Consider the following 6654-nt stretch of genomic DNA (forward strand, 5'->3'; position numbering starts at 1 on the left):
AACTGTATGCATTGTCTTGGTGATCCTCGATCCGGGTCAAACTTTCATCTGCGATTTCGCCCTGAATTGGGGCTTGGAAGGCCGAAATTCAGGGTAAACGCTGAGCGTAGCGTGTGTTTTTGACACTTGTTGTGAAGAAGTGCATGCAACAAGCGAGCCAGGGTAAACATGCTGCGTGCAGTGTTGGACGGGTCTCCTAGAATCCGCTCATTCCTCTTCCCTGGCGCCTCCCGATGGACTCCCAACAATCCCGCGTGCTCGTGCAGCTGCGCGACTTGATTCTCAAGGGCGAATTCGTGCCCGGAGAGCGGCTGGCCGAGATCCCGCTCGCCGAGAAACTCGAAGCCTCGCGCACGCCGGTGCGCCTGGCGCTCGCCAGCCTGGAGCACGAAGGCCTGATCGAACAATCGCCCAGTGGCGGCTATCAGATGCGCCGCTTCACGTCGCAGGAAGTGGCCGACGCCATTCGCGTGCGCGGCGTGATCGAGGGCTTTGCCGCGCGCCTGCTGGCGGAAGACGGCGCCTCGCGCCAGCTGCTGCGCGACCTGAAGGAATGCCTTGAAGACGGCGACCGGGCGGTCAACAAGCCCAGCATGGAGATCGACGACTACGCGGCCTACGTCGAGATGAACGACCGCTTCCACAAGCTGATCCTCGAAGGCTGCGGCAACCTCGCGCTCAAGCGGGTGATGGACATGCTGGGCGGCCAGCCATTCGCCGCGCCGAGTGCGATGCTGCCGATGCAGTCGTCGATGGAAGAGGGCCAGCAATGGATGCGGCAGGCGCACCGCACGCACCACGCGATGGTGCAGGCCATCGAGCGCGGCCAGGGTTCGCGCGCGCAGGCGCTGGGCGAGGAGCACGTGGAGATCGCGCGCATGAACCTCGACTACGCGCTGGAGCGACCGGAGCTGGCGGCGGAGCTGATGCCGGGCATCCGGCTTGTCTCGAAGGGCCGCAGCGCCTGAGTTTGGCGGTTGCAACTGATCGGTCTGTAAAAGACTGGGTGGTCTTTCGGCATCCGCCTCGTCTGGTCGGCGACGCCCAAGACTAGAATTTCCGGCATGAATGCCGCTGCCCCCGCCAAGACCTCATTCAAGGAACAGATGCTGCTGGCCCGCGAGGAGGCCATCGTTCAGACCGCGAACCGCCTCCTGGCCGAGAAGGGCTTCGAGTCGATGACGGTCGACGAGGTCGCCGCCTCGGTCGGCATCGCCAAGGCCAGCCTCTACAAGCACTTTCCAAGCAAGGAAGACCTCGCCGCCGCCGCGATGGTGCGGGTCATGCAGCGCACGCTGGACTTCCTGGCGTCGGTGCCGGCCGCCGACGCGCCGGTCGCCAAGCTGCGCGCCGTGGTGCGTTGGGCCATGCAGGTGCAGCTGGCCGGCGAGATGCCTTCGCTGCCACACCAGAACTCGACCTTGCGCGCCACGCTCATGAACAACAAGGGCTATCTCGACCGCCTCGTGACGATCAGCGACCAGCTCGGCGGCTGGATCCAGGCCGCGCAGGCCGATGGCACGCTGAACCCGAAGCTGCCGGCGATTGCGGTGCTCTACACGTTGTTCGCGCGCGCCTGCGATCCGGTGCTCGGTTTTCTCAAGGCGGGCGGGCAGCAGAGCGACGAGCAGATCGTCGAGCTGGTGCTCGCGACCTGCTTCGACGGCTTGGCCACGCGCTGAACGAAGAGCTTCAGCTGCTGAACGCGCGCCGCGGCGTGACCACCGCTTCGACCGCCGCGCCGACTGCCAGCAACCGGTGGTCGGTGTTGCCGATGCCGGCGACCATCAGGCCGACCGGTGCCGCGCCTGCCTCGTGGCAGGGCACCGACAGCGCGCAGCCGTCGAACAGGTTCACCACCGATGGGTTGCGCAGCATGCGGCCGTTGATCCGGTAATAGGTGTCGTCGTCCTTCAGCACCTCGGCAATCGGGGGCGCGATGTCGGGCGTGGTGGGCATCAGCATCGCGTCGTAGCCGGCGGCGGCCGTGTTGATCGAGCGGATGAACTGGCGGCGCAGCGCCTGCAGTTGCAGGTAGTCGGGTGCGGTGATGGTTTCGCCGGTCTTGATGCGGGCCAGCACGCGTGGGTCGTATTTGGCCGCGCCGGTCTTGATGAACTCGCGGTGCCAGGTGAAGGCCTCGGCGGCGGTGATCATGCCGCGCGGGTTGATGGTCGGGGCCTTCGCGAACTCGGCCATCGGCAACTCGGTGACGGTGGCGCCGGCGGCCGAGAGCTTGGACAGCGCCGCCGCAAAGGCCGTGGCGACCTGGGGCGACAGGTCGTCCTGGAAGAAGGTCTTGGGCACTGCGAAGCGCAGACCACGCAACGGCGGCACCTTGAGCGGCCGCGGCAGCTCGCCGGTCAGCACCGCGTCGAGCAGGGCGCAGTCTTCCACCGTCCAGGCCATCGGCCCGGCGGAGTCGAAGGAGGTCGACAGCGGCATCACGCCATCGAGCGGAATGCGGCGCTGCGTGGGCTTGAAGCCCACCAATCCATTCAGCGCGGAAGGAATGCGCAGCGAGCCGCCGGTGTCGGTGCCGATGGCGCCGGCCGCCATGCCGTCGGCCACCGAGATGGCGCCGCCCGAGGTCGAGCCGCCCGGGATGCGGCCGGTCGCGCGGTCGTAGACGTTCTTCGGCGTGCCGTAGTGCGGGTTGATGCCCAGGCCTGTGTAGGCGAACTCGACCGTGTTGGTGCGCCCGACGATGATCGCGCCGGCGCGCCGCAGCCGCTCGACCACGATCGCATCGCGCGCGGCCGGCGGCTGGCCGATCAGCACCGTCGAGCCGCCAAGCGTGGTGATGCCGGCTTCGTCGAACAGGTCTTTCAGCGAGACGGGAATGCCCGCGATGGGCGAGGCGGCGGCGCGGCCGCTCTTGCGGTCGGCGTCGAGCCGGGCGGCGGCGGTACGGGCCGATTCGGCATGCACCTGGATGAAGGTGCGCGCGCCTTCGCCGGCGGGGTTCTGGATGGCGGCCAGTGCTTCTTCGACCAGCTGGCTGCTGTTGAGCGTCCCGGCCGCGAGGCGGCGCGCCATCTCGCTCATCGACAGCTGGCCCATCGCCTTGCCGGCGGCATCGGGCGCTTGCATTTGTGTCTGCGCCAGCGCCTTGGGCAGCAGGGACAGCATGCCGACTGCTGCTGCGGCGCCTGCCGTGTGTTGCAGGAAGGTGCGGCGCGGTTGGGGTGACGATTGCGAGGTCATGGCGCTCTCCTCCGGGGATGGATGGGATGGGCTCGCGGCAGTCTACACAGCCGGCGTGGTGGGAAGGTTGCGGGCCGTTACGGCGCTGCGGTTGGGTCAGCGCACGTCGATCAGCAGGTCGGGGCGAAAGCCTTCCTGCTCGCCATTGCGCTTGTAGCCCAGCGGATTGGCCACCACGCGACAACCGTTCTTCATGTAGTCGAAGGGGCTGTGCAGGTGGCCATGCAGCCACAGCTTGGCGTGGGGCAGCAGACCGTCGAGTGCATTGCAGAAGCCGGCTGTGCCGGGCGTCAGGCCATAGCGCGGATCGGCGCTTGCAAGGCTCGGAGCGAAATGGGTGATGGCGACCGTGGTGCCGTCGAAGGGCTCGGTCAGCGCTTGCTCGAGCCATGCCTGGCAGGCGAGCGCCTGTTCGCGCAGTTGCGCGGCCAGGAACAGCTCGCCGTTACGCATGGTGGCCGCTTTTTCAAGGTAGAAATCGGCCGCCCGCATCGCCTTGCCGCGCTTCTTGAGCGCTTCGGCCAGGCCATCGGTGGGCTCGACCAGCGCATCGAAATCGGCCCAGAGCGTGGTGCCGACGAAGCGGATGCCGTCGATCACGCGGGTTTCGCGCTCCAGCCAGAGGATGTCCAGCTCTTCGCAGAGCGTGCGCAGCCGCTCGTGGGTTTCGTCGAAGTCGACGTTGTCGTATTCATGGTTGCCCGGCACATAGACGACTGGCACGGGCCAGCCATTGCGGGGCGAAAAGCGGCCCAGGCCGAAGTCGGTGTCGGTGAGGCGGGAGCCTTGCTGGTAGGAGCCGATGTCGCCCGCCAGGATCAGCATGTCGGCGCCCGGAACAGGCTCGGCACGGAAGTGGGGATGGGACTCCAGGTGCAGGTCGGAGAGCAGTTGCAGCTTCATCGTCGGGCCAGTCTAGGTGAATTGCCCCATGCATGAAGCGCATAAGGTGGGGCTTGTTTTGTTAGGGATAACCCTTAATCTTGGAGCATCAACCACTCCAGCGCAGCCAAAAGCCGCGCACTGTCATGTTCAGCCTCATTGCCCAAGTGGCCCGTTTCTTTCGCTCCACGCCCGTCGACGCCCCCGCCAGCCACGCGGCCGCCCTGATGGAAAGCGCCGACGTTCGCGCCGGCCGTGGTGCCCACCACGCGCAGGAACTGCGCGCCGCAGCCAGCGCCTGGCTCAGCGTCGTCAGGTAATCGACTCGCCCCCTGGGCGTTGCGCACTTCGTGTCGCTTCGCCAACCCCTGCCGGGGGCAACATCCGATGCCAAGCTAAGCCTGGCATCTTGGTGTTCCATGAAGAGCCCGGTCTATTGCGGGATTTTCTGTCCCAGGACCGATCCGGCGAAAGCCGCTGCCGCCGAGCGCAACAGCGCGGTGCGCAGCCACTCATGCGCGTGCCCGTGCTGGGCGCGCCGGTGCCAGACGGCATCCACATGCACCGGCGGCTGGTCGAAAGGCAAGTCGCGCAGCACCAACTGATCGTCGATGCCAGTCACGGTCACGAAGTGGCGCGGCAGCACGGTCAGCAAGTCTGAATTGGCCACGACCCGGCCTGCCGTGAAGAACTGGTTCACCGTCACCACGATGCGTCGTTCGCGCCCCATGGCGCCCAGCGTCTGGTCGATGAAGCCATAAGGTCGCCCCGAAAAGCTCACCAGCAGGTGCCGCGCGGCGCAGTAGCTGTCGAGCGTCAAAGGCGCGCCTGCCAATGGATGGTCGCGGCGCATCACGCATACATATTGGCCCAGGTAGAGCCGCTGGGTCTCGAAAGCCACCCCCACCCCTGACTGCCCGCGCGCCGCGAGGCTGGCGATCACCGCCGGGAAGTAGCCAACAGCCATGTCGACCTCTTCCTGTTCCAGCATGCGGCGCGGATCGCGCGTCGTCAGGGGCAGCACGCGCAGCGAAATGGCGGGCGCTTCCCTTTCGGCAATCTGCACGAGGCCCGGAATGAGTTCGGCCGCGGTGGCGTCGGCCATTGCCAGCAGGAAAGTGGTGTCGGCGGTTCCGGCATCGAACTCGCCGGGCGCCAGCGTGTGCTGCAACTGGCGCAGGGCGTCGCGCACGGTCGGCCACAGGGCCAGCGCTCGCGGCGTGGGCTCCACGCCGGCGCCCGAGCGGCGCACCAGCTCGTCACCCAGGACTTCACGCAGGCGCCGCAGTGCGTTGCTCACGGCCGGCTGGGTGATCGACAGGTTGCGGGCGGCGCGCGTGAGGTTGCGCTCCGCCATCACCTCGTCGAAGACGCGGAGCAGGTTGAGGTCGAGCGTGCGAAAGTTGACGTCCATCAGTTCTATGAATGATAAACATCAGAAAGATAAAGTGGCAAAACACTGGGGTAATCCCTAATATCACCCCATCGGCACTCTTTGCCACCACTGATCTTCACTGTCCCAGGAGGGATGCATCATGACCAGCTTCGTTCACGTTGACCAACCTACTGTTCACCCCGGCGTGCGTCGTGCCGAGGTTCTCTTCGGCCAGATCCAGGCCGCCCGCGCCGGTGCCAACGGCGCCCGCCCGCTCATCGCACTGCTGATCGTCGCCATCGCGGCCGCTGTGCTGGTGGTGACCGACTCGCTCGTTTCGAACTGGAACGAAGGTGGTCTGCTCGCTGCCTGGGCCGTGTTCTGCGTTGCCGCCATCGCCTTGTTCGCGGTTTTCGCAGGTTCGGTGCGCAAGACGAGTCTTGCCGCCGCCTGGCGCGCAGCTGCCCAGCGTCGTGCTTCGGCTCGCGCTGACGCTCGCTTCCTGCAAACCGCGCAAAGCGATCCGCGCGTGATGCAGGAACTGCAGGCCGCCGTCTGGCGCCAGCAGTCGGAAGGCACCGTGTCGGTGTCCGAAGTCGCCAAGATCGACGCGGTGGCCCGCATGAGCAGCCGTTCGCAGGAAGTGCGCATGCCCACGCTGTACGAAGCGATGCGCCGCATGAACAACTCGCGCTATTACTAAGTAGCAGCGATGCATGCAACGGAAAGCCGCCTTTGGGCGGCTTTTTTCATTGTTTGCTGTGCTTGCCTTGAATGAGGCGATGTAGAGCCTTCTTTCGAGAGGGGGCAAGTAATGGCACTGAGGCCTCCCTATATATGTATGAGGGGTCGCGGGCTGAACACGCCAAGAGGACGTCGCCTGGTTGGGAGGTCATCTTCCAATGGACCACGTTGCTAGTTAGCGAGGGGGCTCTCTTGCTGAGAAGGGTGTGGAACCGAGGCGGGGGCCGGCCCGTACTCAGGACGGACGAGGCAGTCTCCCGATCGAGGCTTTCTGGGGCTGAAGTGCCGAAGCGAAAAAAGTTGGCGAAAGTTGACCGGGACTCAAAAAACAGTAGATAATCGCGGGCTCGACAGATATTGCAGCGATGCGATGTGCAGGTGGTGAGGTCCTTAGGGATTGATCTGCATGCGGGTTGAGAAAAAAGTCCTCGAAAGTTGACGGTGCT

Annotated in this window: 7 protein-coding genes; 4 read left to right on the top strand and 3 right to left on the bottom strand. The window is 65.6% G+C overall.

Annotated features, from left to right (window positions below; all coding sequences use genetic code 11):
- The first annotated feature begins 233 nt into the window (after positions 1-233).
- Both ACGLHS_RS22930 and ACGLHS_RS22935 read left to right on the top strand, forming a co-directional pair.
- Positions 234-968: a GntR family transcriptional regulator gene (locus tag ACGLHS_RS22930; protein ID WP_394483501.1), complete on the top strand. Its 735-nt coding sequence runs from the start codon at positions 234-236 to the stop codon at positions 966-968.
- A 96-nt stretch (positions 969-1064) separates the two neighbouring features.
- Positions 1065-1682 carry a TetR/AcrR family transcriptional regulator gene (locus ACGLHS_RS22935; RefSeq protein WP_394483503.1) on the top strand — a complete coding sequence of 206 codons (618 nt, stop codon included), beginning with the start codon at positions 1065-1067 and terminating at the stop codon, positions 1680-1682.
- A 10-nt stretch (positions 1683-1692) separates the two neighbouring features.
- Here the strand turns inward: ACGLHS_RS22935 and ACGLHS_RS22940 are convergent, their stop codons facing one another.
- On the bottom strand, positions 1693-3063 hold the full coding sequence (locus ACGLHS_RS22940; RefSeq protein ID WP_394483551.1) for an amidase: 1371 nt from the start codon (positions 3061-3063) through the stop codon (positions 1693-1695).
- Positions 3064-3303: 240 nt separating this feature from the next.
- Positions 3304-4110, bottom strand: a complete 807-nt coding sequence (locus ACGLHS_RS22945) for a metallophosphoesterase (protein WP_394483505.1) — start codon at positions 4108-4110, stop codon at positions 3304-3306.
- A gap of 125 nt (positions 4111-4235) precedes the next feature.
- Between ACGLHS_RS22945 and ACGLHS_RS22950 the strand changes: the two genes are divergently transcribed.
- Positions 4236-4409, top strand: a complete 174-nt coding sequence (locus ACGLHS_RS22950) for a hypothetical protein (RefSeq protein ID WP_176801149.1) — start codon at positions 4236-4238, stop codon at positions 4407-4409.
- Between the two features lie 113 nt (positions 4410-4522).
- Here ACGLHS_RS22950 and ACGLHS_RS22955 read toward each other — a convergent pair whose 3' ends face one another.
- On the bottom strand, positions 4523-5503 hold the full coding sequence (locus ACGLHS_RS22955; RefSeq protein WP_394483507.1) for a LysR family transcriptional regulator: 981 nt from the start codon (positions 5501-5503) through the stop codon (positions 4523-4525).
- Positions 5504-5624: 121 nt separating this feature from the next.
- Between ACGLHS_RS22955 and ACGLHS_RS22960 the strand changes: the two genes are divergently transcribed.
- Positions 5625-6167 carry a hypothetical protein gene (locus ACGLHS_RS22960; RefSeq protein WP_394483509.1) on the top strand — a complete coding sequence of 181 codons (543 nt, stop codon included), beginning with the start codon at positions 5625-5627 and terminating at the stop codon, positions 6165-6167.
- Positions 6168-6654: the final 487 nt, after the last annotated feature.

The sequence above is a fragment of the Variovorax sp. VaC1 genome, assembly GCF_043658315.1.
Classification (GTDB): domain Bacteria; phylum Pseudomonadota; class Gammaproteobacteria; order Burkholderiales; family Burkholderiaceae_C; genus Variovorax.